General features: G+C 67.7%; 20 protein-coding genes and 1 riboswitch. Of the genes, 15 read left to right on the forward strand and 5 right to left on the reverse strand.

What is annotated here, in order from left to right; translation table 11 throughout:
- Nucleotides 1-6: 6 nt before the first annotated feature.
- The 6 genes from WS64_RS00345 to ugpQ all read left to right on the forward strand — a co-directional run bounded on the left by WS64_RS00345 (nt 7) and on the right by ugpQ (nt 6,378).
- The gene (locus WS64_RS00345; RefSeq protein ID WP_059640206.1) at nt 7-1,215 is read left to right on the forward strand and encodes a deoxyguanosinetriphosphate triphosphohydrolase; all 1,209 of its coding nucleotides are present in this window, start codon (nt 7-9) and stop codon (nt 1,213-1,215) included.
- A gap of 88 nt (nt 1,216-1,303) precedes the next feature.
- On the forward strand, nt 1,304-2,638 hold the full coding sequence (gene ugpB, locus WS64_RS00350; RefSeq protein ID WP_060965486.1) for a sn-glycerol-3-phosphate ABC transporter substrate-binding protein UgpB: 1,335 nt from the start codon (nt 1,304-1,306) through the stop codon (nt 2,636-2,638).
- Between the two features lie 97 nt (nt 2,639-2,735).
- On the forward strand, nt 2,736-3,620 hold the full coding sequence (gene ugpA, locus WS64_RS00355) for a sn-glycerol-3-phosphate ABC transporter permease UgpA (protein ID WP_060965487.1): 885 nt from the start codon (nt 2,736-2,738) through the stop codon (nt 3,618-3,620).
- Nucleotides 3,617-4,462, forward strand: coding sequence for a sn-glycerol-3-phosphate ABC transporter permease UgpE (gene ugpE, locus WS64_RS00360; protein ID WP_059577311.1), 846 nt, complete (start codon nt 3,617-3,619; stop codon nt 4,460-4,462). Before ugpA ends, ugpE begins: the two co-directional genes overlap by 4 nt.
- A 32-nt stretch (nt 4,463-4,494) precedes the next feature.
- Nucleotides 4,495-5,580, forward strand: a complete 1,086-nt coding sequence (locus tag WS64_RS00365) for a sn-glycerol-3-phosphate import ATP-binding protein UgpC (RefSeq protein ID WP_060965488.1) — start codon at nt 4,495-4,497, stop codon at nt 5,578-5,580.
- Nucleotides 5,581-5,607: 27 nt separating this feature from the next.
- The gene (ugpQ, locus tag WS64_RS00370; RefSeq protein WP_060966862.1) at nt 5,608-6,378 is read left to right on the forward strand and encodes a glycerophosphodiester phosphodiesterase; all 771 of its coding nucleotides are present in this window, start codon (nt 5,608-5,610) and stop codon (nt 6,376-6,378) included.
- A 176-nt stretch (nt 6,379-6,554) separates the two neighbouring features.
- Here ugpQ and WS64_RS00375 read toward each other — a convergent pair whose 3' ends face one another.
- A complete protein-coding gene (locus tag WS64_RS00375; RefSeq protein WP_060965489.1) occupies nt 6,555-7,286 on the reverse strand; it encodes an OmpW/AlkL family protein in 732 nt (243 codons plus the stop codon).
- A gap of 193 nt (nt 7,287-7,479) precedes the next feature.
- On the opposite strand from WS64_RS00375, the gene WS64_RS00380 reads away from it, so the two are divergent.
- From WS64_RS00380 to thpR, 5 genes are all read left to right on the forward strand, one after another.
- Nucleotides 7,480-8,193 carry a transposase gene (locus tag WS64_RS00380; protein WP_027783329.1) on the forward strand — a complete coding sequence of 238 codons (714 nt, stop codon included), beginning with the start codon at nt 7,480-7,482 and terminating at the stop codon, nt 8,191-8,193.
- A 288-nt stretch (nt 8,194-8,481) separates the two neighbouring features.
- Entirely contained in the window at nt 8,482-13,185 is a 4,704-nt protein-coding gene (locus tag WS64_RS00385) for a glutamate synthase-related protein (protein WP_059577297.1), read from the forward strand.
- A gap of 85 nt (nt 13,186-13,270) precedes the next feature.
- Complete coding sequence (locus tag WS64_RS00390) at nt 13,271-14,737, forward strand: glutamate synthase subunit beta (protein ID WP_059640198.1); 1,467 nt, start codon at nt 13,271-13,273, stop codon at nt 14,735-14,737.
- Nucleotides 14,738-15,045: 308 nt separating this feature from the next.
- Nucleotides 15,046-16,536, forward strand: a complete 1,491-nt coding sequence (locus WS64_RS00395) for an alanine/glycine:cation symporter family protein (RefSeq protein ID WP_060965490.1) — start codon at nt 15,046-15,048, stop codon at nt 16,534-16,536.
- On the forward strand, nt 16,533-17,099 hold the full coding sequence (gene thpR / locus WS64_RS00400) for an RNA 2',3'-cyclic phosphodiesterase (RefSeq protein WP_059577289.1): 567 nt from the start codon (nt 16,533-16,535) through the stop codon (nt 17,097-17,099). The genes WS64_RS00395 and thpR overlap by 4 nt, the downstream gene beginning before the upstream one ends.
- A 100-nt stretch (nt 17,100-17,199) precedes the next feature.
- Here thpR and WS64_RS00405 read toward each other — a convergent pair whose 3' ends face one another.
- From WS64_RS00405 to WS64_RS00420, 4 genes are all read right to left on the reverse strand, one after another.
- Entirely contained in the window at nt 17,200-18,483 is a 1,284-nt protein-coding gene (locus WS64_RS00405) for a D-amino acid dehydrogenase (RefSeq protein ID WP_060965491.1), read from the reverse strand.
- A 25-nt stretch (nt 18,484-18,508) separates the two neighbouring features.
- Nucleotides 18,509-19,771, reverse strand: a complete 1,263-nt coding sequence (locus WS64_RS00410; RefSeq protein ID WP_054928291.1) for an MFS transporter — start codon at nt 19,769-19,771, stop codon at nt 18,509-18,511.
- Nucleotides 19,772-19,899: 128 nt separating this feature from the next.
- Nucleotides 19,900-20,676, reverse strand: coding sequence for an SDR family NAD(P)-dependent oxidoreductase (locus tag WS64_RS00415; RefSeq protein ID WP_060965492.1), 777 nt, complete (start codon nt 20,674-20,676; stop codon nt 19,900-19,902).
- Complete coding sequence (locus WS64_RS00420; protein ID WP_059577278.1) at nt 20,673-22,442, reverse strand: ABC transporter ATP-binding protein/permease; 1,770 nt, start codon at nt 22,440-22,442, stop codon at nt 20,673-20,675. The genes WS64_RS00415 and WS64_RS00420 overlap by 4 nt, the downstream gene beginning before the upstream one ends.
- 271 nt (nt 22,443-22,713) lie before the next feature.
- A riboswitch (TPP riboswitch) is annotated at nt 22,714-22,837 on the forward strand.
- A 225-nt stretch (nt 22,838-23,062) separates the two neighbouring features.
- Between WS64_RS00420 and WS64_RS00425 the strand changes: the two genes are divergently transcribed.
- From WS64_RS00425 to thiE, 4 genes are read left to right on the forward strand one after another with little or no spacing between them, the layout of a single operon-like run.
- Nucleotides 23,063-24,199, forward strand: coding sequence for an FAD-dependent oxidoreductase (locus WS64_RS00425; protein WP_060965493.1), 1,137 nt, complete (start codon nt 23,063-23,065; stop codon nt 24,197-24,199).
- Nucleotides 24,200-24,231: 32 nt separating this feature from the next.
- On the forward strand, nt 24,232-24,429 hold the full coding sequence (thiS, locus tag WS64_RS00430; RefSeq protein WP_027783340.1) for a sulfur carrier protein ThiS: 198 nt from the start codon (nt 24,232-24,234) through the stop codon (nt 24,427-24,429).
- 38 nt (nt 24,430-24,467) lie between these two features.
- The gene (locus WS64_RS00435) at nt 24,468-25,283 is read left to right on the forward strand and encodes a thiazole synthase (RefSeq protein ID WP_059577272.1); all 816 of its coding nucleotides are present in this window, start codon (nt 24,468-24,470) and stop codon (nt 25,281-25,283) included.
- Complete coding sequence (gene thiE / locus WS64_RS32035; protein WP_081103755.1) at nt 25,280-26,407, forward strand: thiamine phosphate synthase; 1,128 nt, start codon at nt 25,280-25,282, stop codon at nt 26,405-26,407. Before WS64_RS00435 ends, thiE begins: the two co-directional genes overlap by 4 nt.
- Nucleotides 26,408-26,467: the final 60 nt, after the last annotated feature.

Here is a 26,467-nt window from a genome sequence, read left to right on the forward strand (position 1 = left end):
GGAGACGTGAGCGAGACATCCAGCAGCACACTGCCCGAAGCCAGCCGCGCATCCGCCGCGCCGGTGGCCGAGCCGCCGACGCTCGCGGCGCTGGAAGCCCATCTCGCTCCGTATGCCGCGCACGCGTCGCAGTCGCGCGGCCGCCGCCATCCTGAACCGCCGCCGGCGGCGCGCACCGAGTTCCAGCGCGATCGCGACCGCATCGTCCATTCGACTGCGTTTCGCCGGCTCGAATACAAGACCCAGGTCTTCGTCAATCACGAAGGCGACCTGTTCCGCACCCGCCTCACGCACAGCCTCGAAGTCGCGCAGATCGCGCGCTCGGTCGCACGCAACCTTCGACTGAACGAGGATCTCGTCGAAGCGATCTCGCTCGCGCACGATCTCGGCCATACGCCGTTCGGGCATGCCGGGCAGGACGCGCTGAATGCGTGCATGCGCGAGCACGGCGGCTTCGAGCACAACCTGCAGAGCCTCGCCGTGGTCGACGAGCTCGAGGAGCACTACGGCGCGTTCAACGGGCTGAACCTGTGCTTCGAGACGCGCGAAGGCATCCTGAAGCACTGCTCGCGCGAGAATGCGCGCAAGCTCGGCGCGCTCGGCGAGCGCTTCCTGCAGGGCCGCCAGCCGTCGCTCGAAGCGCAGCTCGCGAACATCGCCGACGAGATCGCCTACAACAACCACGACGTCGACGACGGCCTGCGCTCGGGCCTGATCACGATCGAGCAGCTCGCGGAAGTCGAGCTGTGGCAGCGCCACTACGAAGCGGCGCTCGCGGAATTCCCGCACCTCGAAGGCCGCCGTCTCGTGCACGAGACGGTGCGCCGCATCATCAACACGCTGATCGTCGACCTGATCGACGAGACCACGCGCAATCTCGCCCGCGTCGCGCCCGCGTCGCTCGACGACGTGCGCGCCGCGCCGCCGCTCGTGTCGCATAGCCCCGAGGTCGCCGCGCAGGCGGCAGCCCTCAAGCGCTTCCTGTTCAAGAACCTGTATCGCCACTACAAGGTGATGCGCATGGCGAGCAAGGCGCAACGCGTCGTCACGGGGCTGTTCGACGCGTTCATCGACGATCCGCGCCTGCTGCCGCCGCCGTACCAGTCCGACGACGCGGCGCAGCAGCCGCGTCTCGTCGCGCACTACATCGCCGGCATGACCGACCGCTTCGCGCTGAAGGAATATCAGCGGCTGTTCGTCATCAACGACAACTGACTGTCATAAACGATCACTAGACTTCGCCGGTTCAATGGCGACGGGAATGTTGCACACGCTGTTGGTAACGTTTTCATAGGAGAGGTCGATGAAGAAGAAGCCTGCGGGGACACTGGTTCGTTCGATCGCGCTCGGCGGCGCGCTGCTGTTCGGCGCGCAGCACGTCGCGCTCGCCGCGACGGAAATCCAGTTCTGGCATGCGATGGAGGCCGCGCTCGGCGAGCGGGTCAACGCGATCGCCGACCAGTTCAACGCGTCGCAAAGCGATTACAAGATCGTGCCGGTCTTCAAAGGCACTTACGACCAGGCGCTCGCGGCCGGCATCGCGGCCTATCGCAGCGGCAACGCGCCGGCGATCCTCCAGGTCTACGAAGTCGGTACGGCGACGATGATGCAGGCGAAGAAGGCGGTCGTGCCGGTCTACGACGTGTTCAAGCAGGCCGGCGTGACGCTCGACGAAAAGGCGTTCGTGCCGACCATCGCGAGCTACTACAGCGACGCGAAGACGGGCCACCTCGTCTCGATGCCGTTCAACAGCTCGACGCCGGTGCTGTACTACAACAAGGACGCGTTCAAGAAGGCCGGCCTCGATCCGAACCAGCCGCCGAAGACGTGGGCCGACGTGAAGGCCGATGCCGAGAAACTGCGCAAGTCGGGCATGGCGTGCGGCTTCACGACCGGGTGGCAGGGCTGGATCCAGCTCGAAAACTACAGCGCGTGGCACGGGCTGCCGTTCGCGAGCCGCAACAACGGCTTCGACGGCACCGATGCCGTGCTCGAGTTCAACAAGCCGCAGCAGGTCGCGCATCTTTCGTTCCTCCAGCAAATGGCGAAGGACGGCACGTTCACGTACGCGGGCCGCAAGGACGAAGCGTCGGCGAAGTTCTACAGCGGCGACTGCGGGATCCTGACGACGTCGTCGGGCGCGCTCGCGAACGTGCAGAAGTTCGCGAAGTTCAGCTACGGCACGGGGATGATGCCGTACGACGCGAACGTGAAGGGCACGCCGCAGAACGCGATCATCGGCGGCGCGAGCCTGTGGGTGCTGGCCGGCAAGGATCCGGCGACCTACAAGGGCGTGGCCAAATTCCTCGCGTACCTGGCTTCGCCGCGCGTCGCCGCGAAGTGGCACCAGGACACGGGCTACCTGCCGGTCACGACCGCCGCATACGACCTGACGCGCCAGCAGGGCTTCTACGCGAAGAACCCGAGCGCCGAAACCGCGATCAAGCAGATGCTGAACAAGCCGCCGCTGCCGTACACGAAGGGGCTGCGGCTGGGCAACATGCCGCAGATCCGCACGATCGTCGACGAGGAGTTCGAACAGGTCTGGGCGCAGAAGAAGACGCCGAAGGACGCGCTCGATTCGGCCGCGTCGCGCGGCGACGAACTGCTGCGCCGCTTCGAGAAGTCGGGCGGCTGAGCACGCATCGCGTCGTGCCGCCGGCGGCGCCGCGCATGAGCGCGTGCCGTCCGGCGGCGCGGTTTTCCCTTCCGTTTCGCCTGACCGGACACCCGCGATGCAATCCCGTTCCCGTTTCGGTACGAGCCCGGTGCCGTACCTGCTGATCGCGCCGCAGCTCGCGATCACCGCCGTATTTTTCCTGTGGCCCGCCGGCGTCGCGCTGTGGCAATCCACGCAGATGCAGGACGCGTTCGGCACGTCGAGCGAATTCGTCGGCCTCGCGAACTTCACGCACCTGTTCGCCGATCCGCTGTATCTCGATTCGTTCCGCACGACGCTCGTGTTCAGTTCGCTCGTCACGGTGAGCGGCCTCGTCGTGTCGCTGCTGCTGGCCGCCTGTGCCGACCGCGTGATCCGCGGCGCGCGCGCGTACCGCACGCTGCTGATCTGGCCGTACGCGGTCGCGCCGACGATCGCGGCCGTGCTGTGGGCGTTCCTGTTCAACCCGAGCATCGGCCTGATCACCTATGTGCTCGCGAAGGGCGGCATCGTCTGGAACCACGCGCTGAACGGAGAGCAGGCGATGTTCCTCGTCGTGCTGGCGTCGGTGTGGAAGCAGGTGAGCTACAACTTCCTGTTCTTCTACGCGGGGCTGCAGGCGATCCCGCGCTCGCTGATCGAGGCGGCGGCGATCGACGGCGCGGGGCCGGTGCGGCGCTTCTTCAACATCGTGCTGCCGCTGCTGTCGCCGACGAGCTTCTTCCTGCTGGTCGTGAACCTCGTCTACGCGTTCTTCGACACGTTCCCTGTGATCGACGCGGCCACCGGCGGCGGCCCGGCGCAGAGCACCAAGACGCTGATCTACAAGATCTTCGCGGAGGGCTTCCAGGGGCTCGACATCGGCAGCTCGGGCGCGCAGTCGGTCGTGCTGATGATCATCGTCGTCGCGCTCACGGTGATCCAGTTCCGCTTCGTCGAACGCAGGGTGCAATACGCATGATCGAAAATCGCAAGGGCTTCGACCTGTTCTGCCACGCGGTGCTGATCGCCGGCGTCGTGCTGATCGTGTTCCCTGTCTACGTCGCGTTCTGCGCGGCGACGATGAACGCGCAGGAAGTGTTCACGGTGCCGCTGTCGCTCGTGCCGAGCACGCACCTGTTCGAGAACGTCGCGTACATCTGGGGGCACGGCAGCGGCGGCACGACGGCGCCGTTCGGCCGCCTGCTCGTGAACAGCTTCGCGATGGCGCTCGGGATCGCGGTCGGCAAGATCGCGGTGTCGATCCTGTCCGCGTACGCGATCGTCTATTTCCGCTTTCCGTTTCGCAACACGGCGTTCTGGCTGATCTTCGTCACGCTGATGCTGCCGGTGGAAGTGCGGATCTTCCCGACCGTGCAGGTCGTGTCGACGCTGCACCTGACGAACACCTACGCGGGGCTCACGCTGCCGCTGATCGCGTCGGCGACCGCGACGTTCCTGTTCCGCCAGTTCTTCATGACGCTGCCCGACGAGCTGATGGATGCCGCGCGCATCGACGGCGCGGGGCCGCTGCGCTTTTTCTGGGACGTCGTGCTGCCGCTGTCGAAGACGAGTATCGCGGCGCTGTTCGTGATCACGTTCATCTACGGCTGGAACCAGTATCTGTGGCCGATCCTGATCACGACGGAAGCGTCGCTGTCGACGGCGGTGGTGGGCATCAAGACGATGATCGCAAGCGGCGACGCCGCGACCGAATGGCAATACGTGATGGCGGCGACGCTGCTGGCGATGGTTCCGCCGCTCGTCGTCGTGCTGGCGATGCAGCGCTGGTTCGTGCGCGGCCTCGTCGATTCCGAGAAATGAACGACCGACGGTAACCGGGAGAAGGACCAGGTATGGCTGCGCTGAGCTTGAAGGGCGTCAGGAAATCCTACGACGGCAAGCAGCACGTGCTGCACGGCATCGACGTGGAGATCGCCGACGGCGAATTCATCGTGCTGGTCGGCCCGTCGGGCTGCGGCAAGTCGACGTTGCTGCGGATGATCGCGGGGCTCGAGAGCGTGACGGACGGCCAGATCGCGATCGGCGACCGGGTCGTCAACGCGCTGGAGCCGAAGGACCGCGACATCGCGATGGTGTTCCAGAACTATGCGCTGTACCCGCACATGACGGTCGCGCAGAACATGGGCTACGGGCTGAAGATTCGCGGGATCGAGCGCGCGACGATCGATTCGCGGGTGGCCGCGGCCGCGAAGATCCTCGAGCTCGAGCCGCTGCTCGCGCGGCGGCCGCGCGAACTGTCGGGCGGCCAGCGGCAGCGCGTCGCGATGGGGCGCGCGATCGTGCGCGAGCCGTCGGTGTTCCTGTTCGACGAGCCGTTGTCGAACCTCGACGCGAAGCTGCGCGTGCAGATGCGGCTCGAGATCCAGCGGCTGCACGCGCGGCTCGCGACGACGAGCGTGTACGTGACGCACGACCAGATCGAGGCGATGACGCTCGCGCAGCGCGTGATCGTGATGAACCGCGGCTACGCGGAGCAGATCGGCGCGCCGGTCGACGTGTACGAGAAGCCGGCGACGGTGTTCGTCGCGGGGTTCATCGGCTCGCCCGCGATGAACCTGCTGCATGGCCGGCTGTCGGAAGACGGCGCGACCTTCACCGTCGCGGGCGGCGGTCCGGCTTTGCCGGTCGCCGGCGCGCCCGGCATCGGCAGCGAGATCGCCACCGGGCGCGACTGGGTGCTCGGCGTGCGTCCCGAGCACATGACGCCGCAGCCGGGCGCGGCGCACGCGACGCTGCCGGTCGATTCGTGCGAACTGCTCGGCGCGGACAATCTCGCACACGGCCGCTGGGGCGATCACGACGTCGCGGTGCGCCTGCCGCACGCGGACCGCCCCGCGCGCGGCACGGCGCTGGCGGCCGCGCTGCCCGCGCACCGGCTGCATTTCTTCGATCCCGAGACCGGCAGGCGCGCCGGCTGAAACCGTTCGATCGACGGGAGACCGATGATGACGATCCGTACCGACTGGCCCTATCCGCGCGTCGTCGCCCATCGCGGCGGCGGCACGCTCGCGCCGGAGAACACGCTGGCCGCGCTCGACGAGGGCGCGCGGCGCGGTCACCGGATGGTCGAGTTCGACGCGAAGCTGTCGGCCGACGACGTGACCTTCCTGCTGCACGACGACACGGTCGACCGGACGTCGAACGGCCATGGCGCGGCGGCAGGCATGCGTTATGCGGCGCTGGCCGCGCTCGACGCGGGCGCGTGGCGCGATGCGCGCTTCGCGGGCGAGCGGATGCCGACGCTCGAGGCGGCGGCGGCGCGCTGCATCGCGCACGGGCTGGCCGCGAACGTCGAGATCAAGCCGTGCCCGGGGCGCGAGCGCGAAACCGGGCAACGCGTGGCGGCCGACGCGGCCGCATTCTGGCGCGATGCCGCCGTGGCGCCGCTGCTGTCGTCGTTCTCGTTCGACGCGCTGCAACAGGCACGCGCGAGCGCGCCCACGCTGCCGCGCGGGATGCTCTACGAAGTCGTGCCGGACGACTGGCGCGCGCAGGTGATCGACGCGCTCGACTGCGTATCGTTGCACGCAGACCACACCCGGCTCGACGAACCGCTCGTGCGCGCCATCAAGCGCGCCGGATTGCGCATCCTGGTTTACACGGTGAACGACCTCGAACGGGCGCGCGAGCTTGCGCGCTGGGGCGTCGATGCCGTCTGCACGGACCGTATCGACCTGATCGCGTCCGATGCGCTGGACGACATCGACGTCGTCTGACGGCCGCGGCGGCGGCGGTGCCCGGTGAAACCCTTGCCCGAAACGTGCCGGACGCGAAAAAACGACGCCCCGGCGGGATGCCCGCCGGGGCGTTTTGCATCGTGGAGACGTTACGCCAGGAAAATTCCGCTACAAATTGCAGCAGGATTAACCATTCCCCAAATATTCGACTACGCTTAGAAGCGATAGCCGACGTTCAGGTACGTGACGATCGGGTTCAGCGAGATGTGGGCCTTCGACGTTTCCGTCAGCGTGCCGACCGGCGTGCGGCGGGCCGTCGTGAAGGTCGCGGTCACGCTGACCGGGATGTACGAGAGCGACAGGCCGGCGAACCAGTGTTTCGTGAAGTTGTACGTGAAGCCGGCGTTGAAGACGGGCGCCCACTGGTTGCTGGTCGTCGCGCTGGTCGGGCCGCCGAGCACGCCGTTCTCGAAGCTGCCGTTCGTGATCTTCGCGCCGGTGAACCAGACGTACGTCGCGCCGATGCCGACATACGGACGGAACGTCGCGTTGGCGTCGTTGAAGTGGTAGCGAAGCAGGACGGCGGGGCTCCACTGGTACGCACGGCCGAGTACGCCGAATCTTTCGAACTGACCCTTGCCGGTGATGTCGAACTTCGGCGGTATCCCCATGACGAGCTCGGTGGAGATATGGTCGGTGACGAAGTAGCCAGCCGCGAGCCCGAGCGTATCGGCGTCGTTGATGCCGGCGCCGGTGTTGGGAATCGACTGGTTGATGGGCGTGCCGCCTACGCCATAGACGAACAGCGGGTCGCTGCTGTCCTGCGGCGAAAGGTGCAGCCAGCCGGTGCTGACGTAGAAATCGCCTGCGGATTGTGCGTGTGCCGGACCGCCCGCTAACGTGAATGCGAGCGCTGCGGCCCCCGTAATGGCCAGTTTTCGTTTCATTGTGTCTCCTCCGATCAAAGGCGTGCTCATTATGACGACTGCGTTTAAAACCAAACAAGCTCGTAAGTTAGAGTTTTCACCCTAGGATTCGCACGACCGTACGCTTCCGCGCCCTGACAGGACAGGCATTCTACGCAGGTGCGCATTTTCGGACCTCCGGGTATTTCCTAACGCGTTCAAACGGACATTCAGCATGGCACGGTTAGCACGACTCTACGTTCCCGACCAGCCGCAGCACGTGATACTGCGCGGCCTGGATCAGCAACCCGCGTTCGTCGACGACCAGGACTACGAACTCTTCATCGATTGCCTGAAGGCCGCCGCACGCGATCATCACCTGTCGGTGCATGCCTACGTGCTGCTGCCGCGCCAGGTGCAACTGCTCGTGACGCCGAGCGACGAGGCCAGCCTGCCGAAGGCGATGCAGGCCGTCGGCCGTCGCTACGTCGCGCATTTCAACCGGCGCTATTCGCGGCGCGGCACCCTGTGGGAAGGCCGCTATCGCGCGACGGTGATCGAAGGCGAGCGCTATTTCCTGCTCGCGAGCCGCGTGGTCGAGATGAGCCCGGTGCGTTCGCAGCTCGTCGCGACGCCCGAGGCCTATCGCTGGTCGAGCTACCGGCATCACGTCGGGCTCACCGTCGACAGCCTGATCACCGACCATCCGCTCTACTGGGCGCTCGGCAACACGCCGTTCGACCGCCAGCGCGCGTACAAGGAGCTGTGCGAGCAGCCGCTCGACGAGCGGCAGGCCGACCAGTTGCAGCAGGCGACGCTGAAGGGCTGGGTGCTCGGCGGCGAGAATTACCGCGAGTGGGCGGCGCGCACCGCCAACCGGCGCGTCTCGCCGTTGCCGCGCGGACGCCCCAGAAAGGTGCGCGAGAACACGCCGCCGATCCAGCAGTAATGCCGGAAAGACGGGCCAGGAGCGGCGCGGCGGGCGCCGCTTCTTTTTGCACCAAAACGATACGGCCCCAATAAAACAGCACCGGATCGAGGCATTCGTTTAATTGGGGTTCGATCAAGCGGTTTTTGTTGCTATTCCCTTGATTCGTCGCGTATATTCCGAATTCCGGTGGCCCGGGCGAAGCTTGCCCAACCACTGTCGGCCGCGCCGTCTCCCTCGGGAAGCGGGATCGACGGCAACAAGAAAACGGTTCAACGGCCTCCAGGCCCCCTTTACGACGGTGTCCCCATGAACGACCACCAGCAGCCGCTCGCCGCGGTGCCCGCCGCACAAGGTCTGTACGACCCGCAAAACGAACACGACGCCTGCGGCGTCGGCTTCGTCGCTCACATCAAAGGCAAGAAGAGCCACGAGATCATCCAGCAGGGCCTGAAGATCCTCGAGAACCTCGATCACCGCGGCGCGGTCGGCGCCGATCCGCTGATGGGCGACGGCGCGGGCATCCTGATCCAGATTCCGGACGCGTTCTATCGCGAGGAAATGGCGAAGCAGGGCGTCGACCTGCCGCCGGCCGGCGAATACGGGGTCGGGATGATCTTCCTGCCGAAGGAAAACGCGTCGCGTCTCGCGTGCGAGCAGGAGCTCGAGCGCACGGTGAAGGCCGAAGGCCAGGTCGTGCTCGGCTGGCGCGACGTGCCGGTCGACCATGCGATGCCGATCTCGCCGACGGTCAAGGCGAGCGAGCCGCTGATCCGCCAGATCTTCATCGGCCGCGGCAAGGACATCATGGTGACGGACGCGCTCGAGCGGAAGCTGTACGTGATCCGCAAGACGGCGAGCCACCGCATTCAGGCGCTGAAGCTCAAGCACGGCAAGGAATACTTCGTGCCGTCGATGTCGGCGCGCACGGTCGTCTACAAGGGCCTGCTGCTGGCCGGCCAGGTCGGCGTGTACTACCGCGACCTGCAGGACGAGCGTGTCGTGTCCGCGCTCGCGCTCGTGCACCAGCGCTTCTCGACCAACACGTTCCCGGCGTGGGAACTCGCTCACCCGTACCGGATGATCGCGCACAACGGCGAGATCAACACCGTGAAGGGCAACGTGAACTGGCTGAACGCGCGTACCGGCGCGATCGCGTCGCACGTGCTCGCCGACGATCTGCCGAAGCTTTGGCCGCTGATCTACCCGGGCCAGTCGGACACCGCCTCGTTCGACAACTGTCTCGAGCTGCTGGTGATGGCCGGCTACCCGCTCGTGCACGCGGTGATGATGATGATCCCGGAAGCGTGGGAACAGCACACGCTGATGGACGAGAACCGCCGCGCGTTCTACGAATATCACGCCGCGATGATGGAGCCGTGGGACGGCCCGGCCGCGATCGCATTCACCGACGGCCGCCAGATCGGCGCGACGCTCGACCGTAACGGCCTGCGCCCGGCGCGCTACATCGTGACCGACGACGACCTCGTCATCATGGCGTCGGAAGCCGGCACGCTGCCGATCCCCGAATCGAAGATCGTCAAGAAGTGGCGCCTGCAGCCGGGCAAGATGTTCCTGATCGACATGGAACACGGCCGCATCATCGACGACAAGGAACTGAAGGACAACCTCGCGAACGCGAAGCCGTACAAGAGCTGGATCGACGCCGTGCGCATCAAGCTCGACGAGATCGAGCCGAAGGCCGAGGAAGTCGCGGCCGGCCGCACGCAGGGCGCCGCGCTGCTCGACCGCCAGCAGGCGTTCGGCTACACGCAGGAAGACCTGAAGTTCCTGATGGCGCCGATGGCGCAGCAGGGTGAGGAAGCCGTCGGTTCGATGGGCAACGACTCGCCGCTCGCGGTGATGTCGAACAAGAACAAGACGCTCTATCACTACTTCAAGCAACTGTTCGCGCAGGTGACGAACCCGCCGATCGACCCGATCCGCGAGAACATGGTGATGTCGCTCGTGTCGTTCATCGGCCCGAAGCCGAACCTGCTCGACACGAACAACATCAACCCGCCGATGCGGCTCGAAGTGTCGCAGCCGGTGCTCGACTTCAAGGACATCGCGAAGATCCGCGCGATCGACCAGTACACGGGCGGCAAGTTCAGCGCATACGAGCTGAACATCTGCTACCCGGTCGCGTGGGGCAAGGAAGGCATCGAGGCGCGCCTCGCGTCGCTGTGCGCGGAAGCCGTCGACGCGGTGAAGTCGGGCTACAACATCCTGATCGTGTCGGACCGCAAGACGGATGCCGAGCACGTCGCGATTCCGGCGCTGCTCGCCACGTCGGCGATCCACACGCACCTCGTCCAGCAAGGGCTGCGTACGAGCACGGGCCTCGTCGTCGAGACGGGCTCCGCGCGTGAAACGCACCACTTCGCACTGCTCGCGGGCTACGGCGCGGAAGCCGTGCACCCGTACCTCGCGATGGAAACGCTCGCGAAGATGGCCGAAGGGCTGCCGGGCGACCTGTCGCCGGAGAAGGCCGTCTACAACTTCACGAAGGCGGTCGGCAAGGGCCTGCAGAAGGTGATGTCGAAGATGGGCATCTCGACGTACATGTCGTACACGGGCGCGCAGATCTTCGAAGCACTCGGCCTGTCGAGCGACCTCGTCGAGAAGTACTTCAAGGGCACGGCGTCGAAGGTCGGTGGCATCGGCCTGTTCGAAGTCGCGGAAGAGGCGATCCGCCTGCACCGCGACGCATTCGGCGACAACCCGGTGCTGCGCGACATGCTCGACGCGGGCGGCGAGTACGCGTACCGCGTGCGCGGCGAAGACCACATGTGGACGCCGGATTCGATCGCGAAGCTGCAGCACGCGACGCGCAGCAACTCGTACCAGACGTACAAGGAATACGCGCACCTGATCAACGACCAGACCAAGCGTCACATGACGTTCCGCGGCCTGTTCGAGTTCAAGGTCGAGCCGACCAGGGCGATCCCGATCGAAAACGTCGAGCCGGCGAAGGAGATCGTCAAGCGCTTCGCGACGGGCGCGATGTCGCTCGGTTCGATCAGCACCGAAGCGCACGCGACGCTCGCGGTCGCGATGAACCGGATCGGCGGCAAGTCGAACACCGGCGAAGGCGGCGAGGACGAAAAGCGCTATCGCAACGAACTGCGCGGCATCCCGATCAAGGCGGGCGAGACGCTGAAGTCGGTGATCGGCGACGAGATCGTCAGCGACATTGCGCTGAAGGACGGCGATTCGCTGCGCTCGAAGATCAAGCAGGTCGCGTCGGGCCGCTTCGGCGTCACCGCCGAGTACCTCGCATCGGCCGACCAGATCCAGATCAAGATGGCGCAGGGCGCGAAGCCGGGCGAAGGCGGCCAGCTGCCGGGCCACAAGGTGTCCGAATACATCGGCAAGCTGCGTTACTCGGTGCCGGGCGTCGGCCTGATCTCGCCGCCGCCGCACCACGACATCTACTCGATCGAGGATCTGGCGCAACTGATCCACGACCTGAAGAACGTGAACCCGAGCGCGAGCATCTCCGTGAAGCTCGTGTCGGAAGTGGGCGTGGGCACGGTCGCGGCCGGCGTCGCGAAGGCGAAGGCCGATCACGTCGTGATCGCCGGCCATGACGGCGGCACGGGCGCGTCGCCGCTGTCGTCGGTCAAGCATGCGGGCACGCCGTGGGAACTGGGCCTCGCCGAAACGCAGCAGACGCTGGTGCTGAACCGCCTGCGCGGCCGCATCCGCGTGCAGGCCGACGGCCAGATGAAGACGGGCCGCGACGTCGTGATCGGCGCGCTGCTCGGCGCGGACGAATTCGGCTTCGCGACGGCGCCGCTCGTCGTCGAGGGCTGCATCATGATGCGCAAGTGCCACCTGAACACGTGCCCGGTCGGCGTCGCGACGCAGGACCCGGTGCTGCGTGCGAAGTTCAAGGGCCAGCCCGAGCACGTCGTGAACTACTTCTTCTTCGTCGCCGAGGAAGTGCGCGAGATCATGGCGCAGCTCGGCATCGCGAAGTTCGACGACCTGATCGGCCGCGCCGACCTGCTCGATACGCGCAAGGGCATCGAGCACTGGAAGGCGAAGGGCCTCGACTTCTCGCGCGTGTTCTACCAGCCGGAAGAATGCGAGGACGTCGCGCGCCGCCACGTCGACGTGCAGGATCACGGCCTCGAACGCGCGCTCGACCACGTGCTGATCGAGAAGGCGAAGGCCGCGATCGAGAACGGCGAGCACGTGTCGTTCATCCAGCCGGTGCGCAACGTGAACCGGACGGTCGGCGCGATGCTGTCGGGCGTGATCGCGAAGCAGCACGGCCACGACGGTCTGGCCGACGACGCGGTGCACATCCAGCTGAAGGGCACGGCCGGCCAGAGCTTCGGCGCATTCCTCGCGAAGGGCGTGACGCTCGACCTCGTCGGCGACGGCAACGACTACGTCGGCAAGGGCCTGTCGGGCGGCCGGATCATCATCCGTCCGACCAACGACTTCCGCGGCAAGTCCGAGGAAAACATCATCTGCGGCAACACGGTGATGTACGGCGCGATCGAAGGCGAAGCCTTCTTCCGCGGCGTGGCCGGCGAGCGCTTCTGCGTGCGCAACTCGGGCGCGACGGCGGTCGTCGAAGGCACGGGCGACCACGGCTGCGAATACATGACGGGCGGCACGGTCGTCGTGCTCGGCGAGACGGGGCGCAACTTCGCCGCCGGCATGTCGGGCGGCCTCGCATACATCTACGATCCGGAAGGCACGTTCGCGGCGAAGTGCAACAAGTCGATGGTCGCGCTCGAGCCGGTGCTGCAGCAGGCCGAGCAGGAGCGCACGGTCGACCGCGCGCTCTGGCACGCAGGCACGACCGACGAAGCGCTGCTCAAGGGGCTCGTCGAGCGTCATTTCCAGTTCACGGGTTCGCCGCGCGCGAAGTCGCTGCTGGAAAACTGGGACGCGGCGCGCCGCCAGTTCGTGAAGGTGTTCCCGCACGAATACAAGCGCGCGCTGGGCGAGATCGGTGCGAAGAAGGCGGCGAAGGAAGTGCTGGCCGCCTGAGCGACGAACGACATAGCGAATGCCGCGCGCGCCTGACGGCCGCGCGCGGCTCCCCCACCCGATACACCGAACAGAAGAGCACCTTATGGGCAAGGCAACCGGTTTTCTGGAGTTCGAACGCCGCCACGAGGCGTACGAAGCACCGCTCACGCGCGTGAAGCACTACAAGGAATTCGTCGCGGCACTGACCGACGCGGACGCGAAGGTCCAGGGCGCGCGCTGCATGGATTGCGGCATCCCGTTCTGCAACAACGGCTGCCCGGTCAACAACATCATCCCGGACTTCAACGATCTCGTTTACCGCCAGGACTGGCAGCAGGCGATCGAAGTCCTGCACTCGACCAACAACTTCCCGGAGTTCACGGGCCGCATCTGCCCGGCGCCGTGCGAAGCCGCGTGCACGCTCGGGATCAACGACGACCCGGTCGGCATCAAGTCGATCGAGCACGCGATCATCGACAAGGCGTGGGCGGAAGGCTGGGTGAAGCCGCAGCCGGCCGCGCACAAGACGGGCAAGAAGGTGGCGGTCGTCGGTTCGGGCCCCGCGGGCCTCGCCGCCGCGCAGCAGCTCGCGCGTGCCGGTCACGACGTGACGGTGTTCGAGAAGAACGATCGCATCGGCGGCCTGCTGCGTTACGGGATTCCCGACTTCAAGCTCGAGAAGTGGCTGATCGACCGCCGCATGCGCCAGATGGAGGCGGAAGGCGTGACGTTCCGCACCAGCGTGTTCATCGGCAAGGATCCGCTGCCCGAGTCGATCGGCAGCCTCGCGAAGGAAACCATTTCGCCGGACACGCTGAAGGAAGAATTCGACGCGGTCGTGATCGCCGGCGGTTCGGAAACGCCGCGCGACCTGCCGGTGCCGGGCCGCGAGCTCGCGGGCGTGCATTTCGCGATGGACTTCCTGCCGCAGCAGAACCGCGTGAACGCAGGCGACAAGCTCCCCGACCAGTTGCTGGCGAAGGGCAAGCACGTGATCGTGATCGGCGGCGGCGATACGGGTTCGGACTGCGTCGGCACGTCGAACCGTCACGGCGCGAAGCAGGTCACGCAGTTCGAGCTGCTGCCGCAGCCGCCGGAAGAGGAAAACAAGCCGCTCGTGTGGCCGTACTGGCCGATCAAGCTGCGCACGTCGTCGTCGCACGAGGAAGGCTGCGAGCGCGACTGGGCGGTCGCGACGAAGCGTCTCGAAGGCAAGAACGGCAAGGTCGAGAAGCTGATCGCGGTGCGCGTCGAGTGGAAGGACGGCAAGATGCAGGAAGTGCCGGGTTCCGAGTTCGAGATGAAGGCCGACCTCGTGCTGCTCGCGATGGGCTTCACGCAGCCGGCGGCGCCGGTGCTCGACGCGTTCGGCGTCGCGAAGGATGCGCGCGGCAATGCGCGCGCGGCGACCGAAGGCGATCGTTCGTACTACACGTCGGTCGACAAGGTGTTCGCGGCAGGCGACATGCGTCGCGGCCAGTCGCTCGTGGTGTGGGCGATCCGCGAAGGCCGCCAGTGCGCGCGCTCGGTCGATGCGTACCTGATGGGGCATTCGGAACTGCCGCGCTGAGTCGAAGCGCGAGCGGGTTTCGTGAAAGCCGGGCGTCCGAGAGGGGCGCCCGGTTTTTTTATGGTCTGCGCATGGCGGGGCCGATGTTCTCCAGCTTCCGAGGCCGGCCGCGCGCTTGTCCGCGATGCCGGCCCTCCTCGTCATTTGCCCATAGCGTCGCCTAATCTGATGACATCCGGCGTCGATTTTTCGTCATCTCAATTTCTTTCATTTTGTAATAATCCTTGAAAACTGTCATATCATGTCGCCCCTCCGGCCGCATTCGCGCGGTCGCCGCACATGACTGACCCTATTTACAAGGATTCTGGATGGAAGCATTCGTTCAAGGGCTGATCGACGCCGTCAACGGCGTGTTGTGGAACTACGTGCTGATCGCGCTGCTGCTCGGCGTGGGCGCGTGGTTCACGCTGCGGTTCCGGATGATCCAGCTGAAGGCGCTGCTCCTGAGCGTAAAGCTGGTCGGCAGCAAGGGCGAGCCGGGCAGCATCTCGTCGTTCCAGGCGTTCGCGACCGGGCTCGCGAGCCGCGTCGGCACCGGCAACATCGCCGGCGTCGCGGTTGCGCTGACGGTCGGCGGGCCGGGCGCGATCTTCTGGATGTGGATGACCGCGCTCGTCGGGATGTCGTCCGCGTTCGTCGAGGCGACGCTCGCGCAGATCTTCAAGGTGTCGCACCCGGACGGCAGCTATCGCGGCGGCCCCGCGTACTACATCCAGACGGGCCTGCGCTCGCGCGGCTTCGGCGTGCTGTTCTCGCTGTCGCTGATCCTCGCGTTCGGCTTCGTGTTCAACGCGGTGCAGGCCAACGCGATCGCCGACGCGTTCCATACGTCGTTCGGCTGGAGCCGCGAGACGGTCGGCCTCGGCCTCGTGCTGCTGTCCGCACCGATCATCTTCGGCGGCATCCGCCGCATCGCGACGGTCGCGCAGGTGATCGTGCCGCTGATGGCGATCGGCTACCTCGCGCTCGCGGTCTACGCGGTCGCGACGCACATCGCGCTGGTGCCCGGCGTGATCGCGCTGATCGTGAAGAGCGCGTTCGGCCTCGAGCAGGCGGCGGGCGGCCTGACGGGCTATGCGGTCAGCCAGGCGGTCGCGATGGGCGTGAAGCGCGGGCTGTTTTCGAACGAAGCCGGCATGGGCAGCGCGCCGAACGCGGCGGCGACCGCCAGCACGCGGCATCCGGTCGTGCAGGGGCTGATCCAGATGCTCGGCGTGTTCGTCGACACGATCGTGATCTGCAGCGCGACCGCGTTCGTGATCCTGCTGTCCGGCCAGTACGAGCTGGGCACCGGCATGGAAGGCGCGGCGCTCACGCAGCGCGCGATCGCGGGCCACGTCGGCGACTGGGGCGGCATCTACATGGCGTTCGCGATCTTCTTCTTCGCGTACTCGTCGGTGATCGGCAACTACGCGTATGCGGAAGGCAACGTCGAATTCATCACGAAGCGGCGCGGCGTGCTGCCGCTGTTCCGCATCGCCGTGCTCGGCATGGTGATGTTCGGCAGCGTCGGGCAACTGCCGCTCGTATGGGGGATGGCCGATACGAGCATGGGGCTGATGGCGATCATCAACCTGATCGCGATCCTCGCGCTTGGCAAGTACGCGCACGCCGCGTGGGCCGACTATCGTCGCCAGCGCGCGGCCGGCGTCGCCGATCCGGTGTTCACGCGCAACACGATCCCCGAACTCGCGGGCGTGCTGCCGGCCGACGTGTGGGGCGAGCACGGCCCGTTGCCGCAGCGTCCGGCGGCGGCCGATGTGGCCCGCGCGCCGCGCACGGTGGCGAACGAGTCATGAACGGCGACCGGCTGCGCGTGTTCGTCGCGCTGATGCCCGATGCGGCATCGCGCGACGCGCTGCACGCGTTGCCGGTCACCCGTGGCGCGCGGCGCCCGCTGCCTGCGCAATTGCATATGACGCTCGCGTTCGTCGGCGCGATCGAACGGGCGCGGTGCGACGCGCTGGCCGCTTGCTTGCCGGCGCTCGCGGCCGAACATGCGCTGCCGTCGATGCCGGTCGAACGGATCGCGTGGTGGCCGAGCCTGCCGCGCGCACGGCTGATCGTCGCGGAACTGGCCGCCGAACCGGCGTGCGCGGCGTTGAATGCCGCGCTGTCGGCGACGCTGCGCGAGCTTGGCGTGCCGGCCGACCGGCGGCCGTTCCGCCCGCACGTGACGCTCGCGCGGCTGCCGCACGATGCGCTCGGGCAGCCGGCGCACGGCGGTGCGGTGAAACGGCCGGTCGCGTTGCGGTTCGACGCGCTCACCCTGTTCGAAAGCCGGCTGTCGCACGAAGGTGTGTCGCATCGGCCGATCGTGTCGGTGCCGATTGCACGGGCGGACGGCGCGGCAGCGGGTTGAGCCGGACCGGCGATGCCTCGCGCGGGCCGGTCACGCTTGCTGTGATGTCGCAGCCAGGCGTGTCGCGGCATCGCGTCGCCAATGCTGCCCGAGGTCCGGGCTAGCGCCCGTAGCGCGCGAGCGTCAGCCCGGCCAGATCGATCTCCGGCGTCCGTCCGGTGACGAGATCCGCCACCACCTTTCCCGACCCCATCGACATCGCCCAGCCCGTCGAGCCGTGGCCGACGTTGAGCCAGAGGCGGTCGATCCCGCTCGCGCCGAGCAGCGGCGGGCCGTCGGGCGTCATCGGCCGGCGGCCGACCCAGAAACGCGCCGACGCGCGATCGGCCGCGTGCGGGAACCAGTCGTCGAGCACCTTCATCAGCGTGTCGAGCGCCTGCTGCCGCAATGCCGCCCGGCGGTTGCCGAGCTCCGCGGTGCCGGCGACGCGCAGCGTCGGGCCGAAGCGCGTGATCGCGGTCTTCAGCGATTCGTCCATCAGCGCGGCGCACGGCGCCTTTTCATCGTCGACGACCGCGAGCGTGGCCGAATAACCCTTCACCGGGTACAGCGGCACGTCGATGCCGTGCGGTCGCAGCAGGCCCGCGCTGTCGACGCCGAGCGCGACGACGATCGCGTCGGCGGCGAGCAGCGCATCGCGCCGGGCGGCGGCGTCTGCGTCGAGCGAGTCGACCCGCACGCCGCGCACCTTGCCGCCCGCGACATCGAGCGCGCGAATCGCGGTGCGAAACCGGAACGTCACGCCGTTCGCTTCGCACAGCGCCCGCAATTCGCGCGTGAAGCGCGCGCAGTCGCCCGCTTCGTCGTCGGGCAGATAGATGCCGCCGACGGGCGCCTGCCGCGCCCAGCGCAGGCCCGGTTCGATCGCGGTGCAGCCGGCGGCATCCAGTTCGCGAAACGCGATGCCGGCGTCGCGCAGCACCTTCAGCGCGGGCTGCGCCATCTCGACGTCGAACGCGCCGCGCAGCAGTTGCAGGTAGCCGCGGCTCGCGCCGTAGTCGAATGGATGACGTTCGCGAAACGCATGCAGGCACGCGCGGCTGTAATACGCGATGCGCTGCATCCGCTGCTTGTTCACGCGAAACCGCTCGAACTCGCATTCGCGCAGCCAGCGCGCGATCCAGCGCCACTGCGCGGCATCGAGCGTCGGCCGGAAGATCAGCGGCGACGCGGGCTTGAACAGATATTTGAGGATCTTGCCGGGCATCCCGGGCGCGGCCCACGGCGTCACGTAGCCGGGCGCGATCACGCCTGCGTTGCCGAGGCTCGTCGCTTGCGCGACGTCGGCCTCGCGTTCGATCACGGTGACGCCGCAGCCTGCTTCGCGCAGGTGCCAGGCGGTGGTGACGCCGATCACGCCGGCGCCGAGAACGATCACGTGCATGCGGTGTCCGGAACGAAACGGGGGCTCACGACGCGACGGCCGGATCGTCGGCGAGCGACTTGCCGCGCGTTTCGGGCAGCACGAGCGCCGCGACGATCACGAGCAGGTAACCGCCGCCCGCGACGAGGCCGATCGCCTTCACGAGCGACATCGACTGCGACAGCGCGCCGACGAGGATCGGGAAGAACGACCCCAGCCCGCGGCCGAGGTTGTAGCAGAAGCCCTGGCCCGAGCCGCGGATCGCGCCAGGATACAGTTCCGACAGATACGCGCCGACGCCCGCGAAGATGCCCTGCACGACGATGCCGAGCGGGAAGCCGAGCAGCAGCATCGCGGTATCGGTGATCGGCAGCATCGTGTACGCCATGCCGAGCGAGAACGAGCCGACCGCGAACAGGATGAACGACGCGCGGCGGCCGAGCCGGTCGGACAGGATCGCGCCGACCACGTAGCCGACGAACGAACCGACGATCAGCACGACCAGATAGCCGCTCGTGTTGAATACCGACAGGTGGCGCACGGTTTTGAGATAGGTGGGCAGCCACGTCGTGATCGCGTAGTAGCCGCCGAGCATGCCGGTGCACAGCGCGCTGCCGAACAGCGTCGCACGCAGGTGCGGCGGCGAGAAGATCTCGAGGAAATGGCCCGACACGCGGCCTTCGTCGCGTGCGCGGCGCGTGGCCGTGTAGATGTCGGGATCGCTGACGTTGCGGCGGATGTAGAGAATCCACAGCGCGGGCACGATGCCGATCCAGAAGCACGCGCGCCACGCGACCTGCTCGGGCAGCAGCGCGAAGAAAGCCCAGTAGAGGATCGCGGCCGCGCCCCAGCCGAACGACCAGCTGCTCTGCACGGTGCCGACGGCCTTCGCGCGATGCTCGGGCGAGCGGATCGTCTCGGCCATCATGATCGTCACGACCGACCATTCGCCGCCGAAACCGAAACCCTGCAGCGTGCGCGTCGCAAGGAGCTGCCAGAACGAATGCGTGAAGCCGGACAGGCACGTGAACAGCGCGAACGTCGCGATCGTCCACTGCAGCACGCGCACGCGGCCGTAGCGGTCGGCGAGGATGCCGGCGACCCAGCCGCCGATCGCCGACGAGATCAGCGAGCTCGTCGCGATCATCCCGGCCTCGCTCTTCGTCATGCCCCAGGTGGCGATCAGCGTCGGAATCAGGAACGAATAGATCATGAAGTCGAACGCATCGACCGCATAGCCGCCGAAGCCGGCATACAGCGTCCGGCGTTCGCGCGTCGATAGTTCGTTGAACCACTGGAATGCCTGCATGCTTGCCGCCCCCTGTCGCCTCGTCTGGTCCCGCGCTGCCGCGTCGCGGCTATTTTACGGGCGCGATCCTGCCCGCCAAAAAGGCGGCTTCGGGTTCGTGCGGAAAGGGCGGAGGGAAGGGCGACGCGTCAGAGCGTCAGGCCGCCGTCGACGTGGATGACCTGGCCGGTGATCTGCCGCGCCGCGTCCGACAGCAGGAACGCGATCAACGCGGCGACGTCGTCGGGCTCGGCGATCCGGCCGAGCGGCGTCGCCTGTTCGGCCTGCGCCCACGCGGCGGCGTTGCCGGCGCTCGGCCCGTGATCCTTGCGCGTGAAGCCCGGCGCGACCGCGTTGACGGTGATGCCGTGCGCGGCGAATTCGGCGGCCGCGGTGCGCACCAGCGATTCGAGCGCGGCCTTCGCGGCGGCGGTTGCCGCGAACGGCGCATCGGCGCGGTAGCGGTGCGCGACGAACGAACTGACCGCGACGATGCGCGGTGCGGCCGACGCTTCGAGCAGCGGCCGCGCGCGGCCCGCGAGCGCGGAGAATGCGCCGGGCATCGCCGCGAAGGCGGACGCGAGCGCGCCCGCGGAAAGATCGGAAAAGGATTGCCGTGCGGCGAAACCGGCGTTCGCGACGAGTTGATCGAGCCCGCCGAAGCGCGTGGCGGTTGCGTCGACGAGCGCGGCGGCAACACCCGGCTCGCCGAGATCGCCGGTCAGCGTCAGGCACTCCGCGCCGGCCGCCGTGCACGCATGGGCGACGTCGGCGAGCCGCGCGCGTGCCGCATCGTCCGCGCCGCGCGCATGCAGCGCCAGCGCGACGCCGGGCGCCGCGAGCCGCCGCGCGAGCGCCGCGCCGATCCCCGAACCTGCGCCGGTGATCAGCGCGATCCGTGCGATGGGCGCGGCGCGTGCGCTCACGCGGCGACCTTGTCGTCGTCGTTCACGCGCTCGACGTTGATCGTGCCGACGTGGAACGCGGCGAGCGACTCGCGGTGCGCGATGCTGACGATCGCTGCCTTCGGCAGCCGTTCGGCGAACAGGTGATAGAGGCGCGCCTCGTTGTCGGCGTCGAGCGCGCTGGTCGCTTCGTCGAGGAACAGGAAGTCGGGCTTGTGCAACAGCACGCGCGCGCCGGCCAGACGCTGCTGCTCGCCCGGCGACAGCACGCGGGTCCAGTGCGCGGTTTCGTCGAGGCGCTCGACGTAATCCTCGAGGCGGCACGCGCGCAACGCGTCGCGGCACGCTTCGTCGCTGAACGTGTCGGGCGTCGCCGGGTAGGTGAGCGCGGCTTTCAGCGTGCCGATCGGCAAATAGCTGGTTTGCGGCACGAACATCATCCGTGCGCCGACCGGCGCGTCGATCGCGCCGTCGCCGAACGGCCACAGGCCCGCGAGCGCGCGCATGAACGTGCTCTTGCCGGAACCGGACTTGCCGACCACGAGCCAGCGCGAGCCGGGCTCGATCGTGACGTCGCCGATGTTGGCGAGCGCGTTGCCGTTCGGCAGCGCGAGCTTGAGCGACGACGTGGACAGCTTCGCGGCGTCGATGTAGTGCAGGTTGATGCCGCCGTGCTCGGTCGCGGGCGACAGGCTTTCCTTCAGGTGCGACGTGCCCATCACGCGCTTGAATTCGCGCAGACGGTTGACGGTGGCGCGCCATTCGACGAGCGAGCCGTAACTATTGATGAACCACGAAAACGAGTCGCTGACACTACCGAAGGCCTGCGAAATCTGCATCAGTGTTCCGAACGAGAAGGCACCTGCGAAGTATGCGGGGGCCGCTGCGATCAACGGAAAGATATTCGCGACTTGGCTGTAGAAATTCAACACGAAGTTCAGCCGCATTGTGTACTTCATCAGTCGCCACCAGTTGTCACGGATTCGACCGAAAAGTTGTCGTGCATTATTGCCTTCGAAATCGGCGCCGTCATAGAACGCGATCTGTTCGGCGTTTTCTCGTACGCGAATCATACCGAAGCGAAAGTCGGCTTCGACACGCTGTTGCTGGTAGTTGATCGACACAAGCGGATGGCCGGCCCGATGCATTAGGTAAGAGCCAACTAGCGCATATATTGCAGCGACCCACACCATGTAGCCCGGAATGACGATAGACGTACCACCGATCGGAACGGTCAGCGGACCGGCCAGGGTCCACAGGATCACGGTGAATGACGCAAGCGATGCAACAGTCGACAACAGATCAAGCGACAGCGAGAGCGAAGTGGTTGCGAACGCTTGAAGGTCATCGGTGATGCGCTGGTCGGGGTTGTCGGTCAATCGGTCCCGCTCAATCCGATAGAACGCACGGTCATTCAACCATTCATCGAGGAATCGGTTAGTGAGCCATTGCCGCCAGCGGAACGAAAGCATCTGGGTCAGATAGCGGCGGAACACGAACAGAATAATGGCGCCAAACGCGATGGCACAGAATTCCAGCATCAGATGTGGAAAGTGCTGTGCATCCTTTGCCTGCAATGTGTTCGTGAATCGTCCGTACCATCCGTTGAAGCGCACGCTTAGCCATACGCTCGCGAAGTTCATTGTGATGATCGTAACCAGCAGCCCCCACGCGATTTTCCATTCGGACGACACCCAGTAGGGCTTGATGAGGCTCCATGCGGATACCGGGCGCTCGTCCTGCGGCGCGTCGGAGGCGGAGCGGACGGGATCGATCGATTGGGTCATGTGCTTCCTGATGATGAGCCGGCGCGCGGGCCGGGCGAAACCGGGGCGCGCGCCGCGATACGGCATGCCGGGGCGCGGCGCCGACTGACGGCGGGCGTCCGGATGGTCGCCCGTGCGTCTTAAACGGCACTTAAAAACCGGCGGTGACGCGGCAACCGGCCGCTCGCGCGGCCGGCCTGCGGGCATTGTGCCAGAGCGGCGCAACACGCCGGCGAATTTGCCGCAACGGGGACAGTTTGCGGCGCTTTCCGCTTTTATGGTCTAATGGCCGACGACGAAACAGGGGTGCTTCGTGACGCGGCCGGCGGATGTCCCGGGCAGCGCGGCGAGGCTGAGAAAGACCCTTCGCACCCGATCCGGGTAATACCGGCGAGGGAAGTTTCTGATCCCGCCGGGCCGCGCTGGCCGCCATCCCACATGGTCGGCGCCCGAGTCCCGCCCGGCCGGCCTTTGCTGCCGGTTTCGTCCTTTTGGGTACGCGCATTGCGCGTTACGGAAGGAATGATGACCGCACAATCTTCAGTCTTTTGCCCGGTTCCCGGCCCGATGTCGCGTGCGTTCGCATGCGGCGGCGCGCACGCGTCGACGTTCGTCGCGCGTGAGCGCGCGGAGGGCGGGCGATGAACGTCCGGGACGCACGGCCCGATTTCGCGGTGCTGGGCGGCGGCCTCGTCGGCCGCCTGATCGCATGGCGGCTCGCCGGCGACGGCCATCGCGTCGCGCTCTACGAGCGCGGCGGGCCGGACGGCGAGCAGTCGGCCGCGTGGGTCGCGGCCGCGATGCTCGCGCCGCTCGCGGAAGCCGCGAGCGCGGAGCTGCTGATCACCGAGCTCGGCGCCGCGTCGCTCGCGCGCTGGCCGCGGTGGCTAGCGGAACTGCCCGAACCCGTCTTCTTCCAGCATCACGGCACGCTCGTCGTCTGGCATCAGGCCGACCGCGCGGAGGCGCCGCTGTTCGAGCGGCGCGTGCGTGCGAACGCGCCGGCCGAGCTGTTCGACGGCGGCTTCGTGACGCTGGCCGGTGCGCAGGTCGACGCGGCCGAACCCGCGCTCGCGGGCCGCTTCGCACGCGGGCTGCTGCTGCCGCGCGAAGGCCAGCTCGACAACCGTCAGGCGCTGCGCGCGCTGGCGGCGGGCCTCGCGCAGCGCGGCGTCGAAACGCACTGGCACGCGTCGGTCGACGACACGAACCCGCCCGCCGCGCATTTCACGATCGATTGCCGCGGGCTCGGCGCGAAACCCGCGCTGCCGGCGCTGCGCGGCATCCGCGGCGAGGTCGCGCGCGTGCATGCGCCCGGCATCGGGCTCACGCGGCCCGTGCGGCTGTTGCATCCACGCTATCCGCTATACGTCGCGCCGAAGCAGGACGATCTCTATGTGATCGGCGCGACCGAGGTGGAGGGCGAGGACATGTCGCCCGTCAGCGTGCGTTCCGCGCTCGAACTGCTGAGCGCGGCGTTCTCCGTGCATCCGGCGTTCGGCGAGGCACGCATCCTCGAACTCAACGCGCAATGCCGGCCGACGCTGCCCGATCATCGCCCGGCCGTGATCTGGGACGGCGCGTCGACGCTCGCCGTCAACGGCCTGTACCGGCATGGCTTCATGATCGCGCCGGAAGTCGCGCAGGCGGCCGTCGCGTTCGCGCAGGCCGGGCTCGGCGGCGCGCTCGGCGATCCCGACGCGTTCGCCGCGTGGCGCGCCGCCGCCCGCTGGCCGACCCTGCTTCATCACCGTGACGACGCGCGCCAGCCGGCCTGACGCGCGCCGCCGACCGAATCCGACCGAGCCTCATGGATATCCAGATCAATCAACAGACCCTGACGCTGCCCGACGGCGCGACGGTGGCCGACGCACTGGCCGCGTACGGCGCGCGTCCGCCGTACGCGGTCGCGCTGAACGGCAACTTCGTCGCGCGCACGCAGCATGCGGCGCGCGCGCTCGCGGCGGGCGACAAGCTCGACGTCGTGCACCCCGTCGCGGGCGGCTGAGCGCCGCCGGTTCGTCCCCGCTCTTCCAGGAAAACGACATGACGTCCCCCACCTCCGCCGACGCGCTCACGCTGTACGGCGTAACCTTCGCAAGCCGCGTGCTGCTCGGCACCTCGCGCTATCCGTCGCTGCAGTCGCTGTCCGATTCGATCGCCGCGTCGCGCCCCGGGATGGTGACGGTCGCGCTGCGCCGGCAGATGACGGGCGGCACGGCCGAAGCCGGCTTCTTCGACCTGCTCAAGCGCCACGCGGTGCCGCTGCTGCCGAACACGGCCGGCTGCCAGACCGTCGCCGAAGCGGTGACCACCGCGCACATGGCGCGCGAGGTATTCGACACCGACTGGATCAAGCTCGAACTGATCGGCGACGACTACACGCTGCAGCCCGACCCGGTCGGGCTGATCGAAGCCGCGGCGCAATTGGTCAAGGACGGCTTCAAGGTGCTGCCGTACTGCACCGAGGATCTCGTGATCGGCCGGCGCCTGCTCGACGTCGGCTGCGAGGCGCTGATGCCGTGGGGCGCGCCGATCGGCACCGGCAAGGGCGTCGTGAATCCGTACGGTCTGCGCGTGCTGCGCGAACGGCTGCCGGACGTGCCGCTGATCGTCGACGCGGGGCTCGGCGTGCCGTCGCACGCGTGTCAGGTGATGGAGTGGGGCTTCGACGGCGTGCTGCTGAATACGGCCGTGTCGCAGGCCACGCACCCGGAAATCATGGCGCGCGCGTTCGCGCAGGGCGTCGAGGCGGGCCGCGCCGCGTATCTCGCCGGCCCGATGGATGCGCGCGAGACCGCGCACGCGAGCACGCCGGTCGTCGGGATGCCGTTCTGGCACCAGGACGGGGGCGGCGCATGAGCGCGCGCTTTGCCAATGCGTTCTGGCCGCCGGCCGACGAACTGGCCGAAGCGGCCGAGCGGATTCGCGCACGGCTCGGCGACTGGCCGGAGGGTGGCGCGGCGCTGCGGCGGCTCTGCGTGGCGGCGCCCGGCGTGCCGGCCGACGGCGACGTGCTGATCGTGTCGGCGGGCGACCGTGCCGCGCAGGCCCGTGCATCGGCCGTGTCGCGGCCTGCGTCGCCGGACGCGGTGGCGATCGAATTCGACGAGGGCGGCGCCGTGCTGCATGCGGCCGGCGTGCGCTACGCGCTCGACGCCGCGCATCCGCTCGCGGACGACTGGATCGCGGCGCTCGCCGCGTTCCTCGATTGCGGCTTCGCGCCGGTCGACGCGCTGGTGCTCGCGCTGGCGTGGCGTGACGGCGACGAGACGCGCGCCGCCGACGCATGGCCGGTCGATGCCGCGCGATTCCCGCGTGTCGCCGGGCTGCCGCCTGCGCCGGAACCGGCGTTCGCGCCGTGCCCCGCGCGGCTCGGCCTCTATCCGGTCGTGCCGAGCGCCGCATGGGTCGAGCGCGTGCTCGACGGCGGCGCGCGAACCGTGCAATTGCGCGTGAAGGATGCGGCGCCGGACGCGCTGCGCCGGGAAATCGCGCGCGCGGTCGCGGCGGGGCGCCGCTATCCCGATGCGCGCGTGTTCATCAACGATCACTGGCAGATCGCGGTAGAAGAAGGCGCGTACGGCGTCCATCTCGGCCAGGAGGACCTCGAAACGGCCGACCTGGCCGCGATCGCGCGCGCGGGCCTGCGGCTCGGACTGTCGAGCCACGGTTATTACGAGATGTTGCGCGCGCTGCACACGCGGCCGAGCTATCTCGCGCTCGGCCCCGTGTACGCGACCGCGACGAAGGCCGTCGCCGCGCCGCCGCAGGGCCTCGCGCGGATTGCCCGCTACGCGCGCTTCGCCCGCGCCCGGGCACCGCTCGTCGCGATCGGCGGGGTGGGGCTCGACACGCTGCCGGCCGTGCTGGGCACAGGCGTCGGCAGTGTCGCGGTGGTCAGCGCGGTCACGGGCGCGGCCGATTATCGGACGGCGCTTATTGCACTGCAGCAGTGCTTTGCCGGACAATTTGACAATCATTGACCGCAGGGCCCGGAACGGCGTCACGACATCATTCCAATGCAGGCCCTATAATTCGGCGTT

Source organism: Burkholderia anthina (assembly GCF_001547525.1).
Lineage (GTDB): Bacteria > Pseudomonadota > Gammaproteobacteria > Burkholderiales > Burkholderiaceae > Burkholderia > Burkholderia semiarida.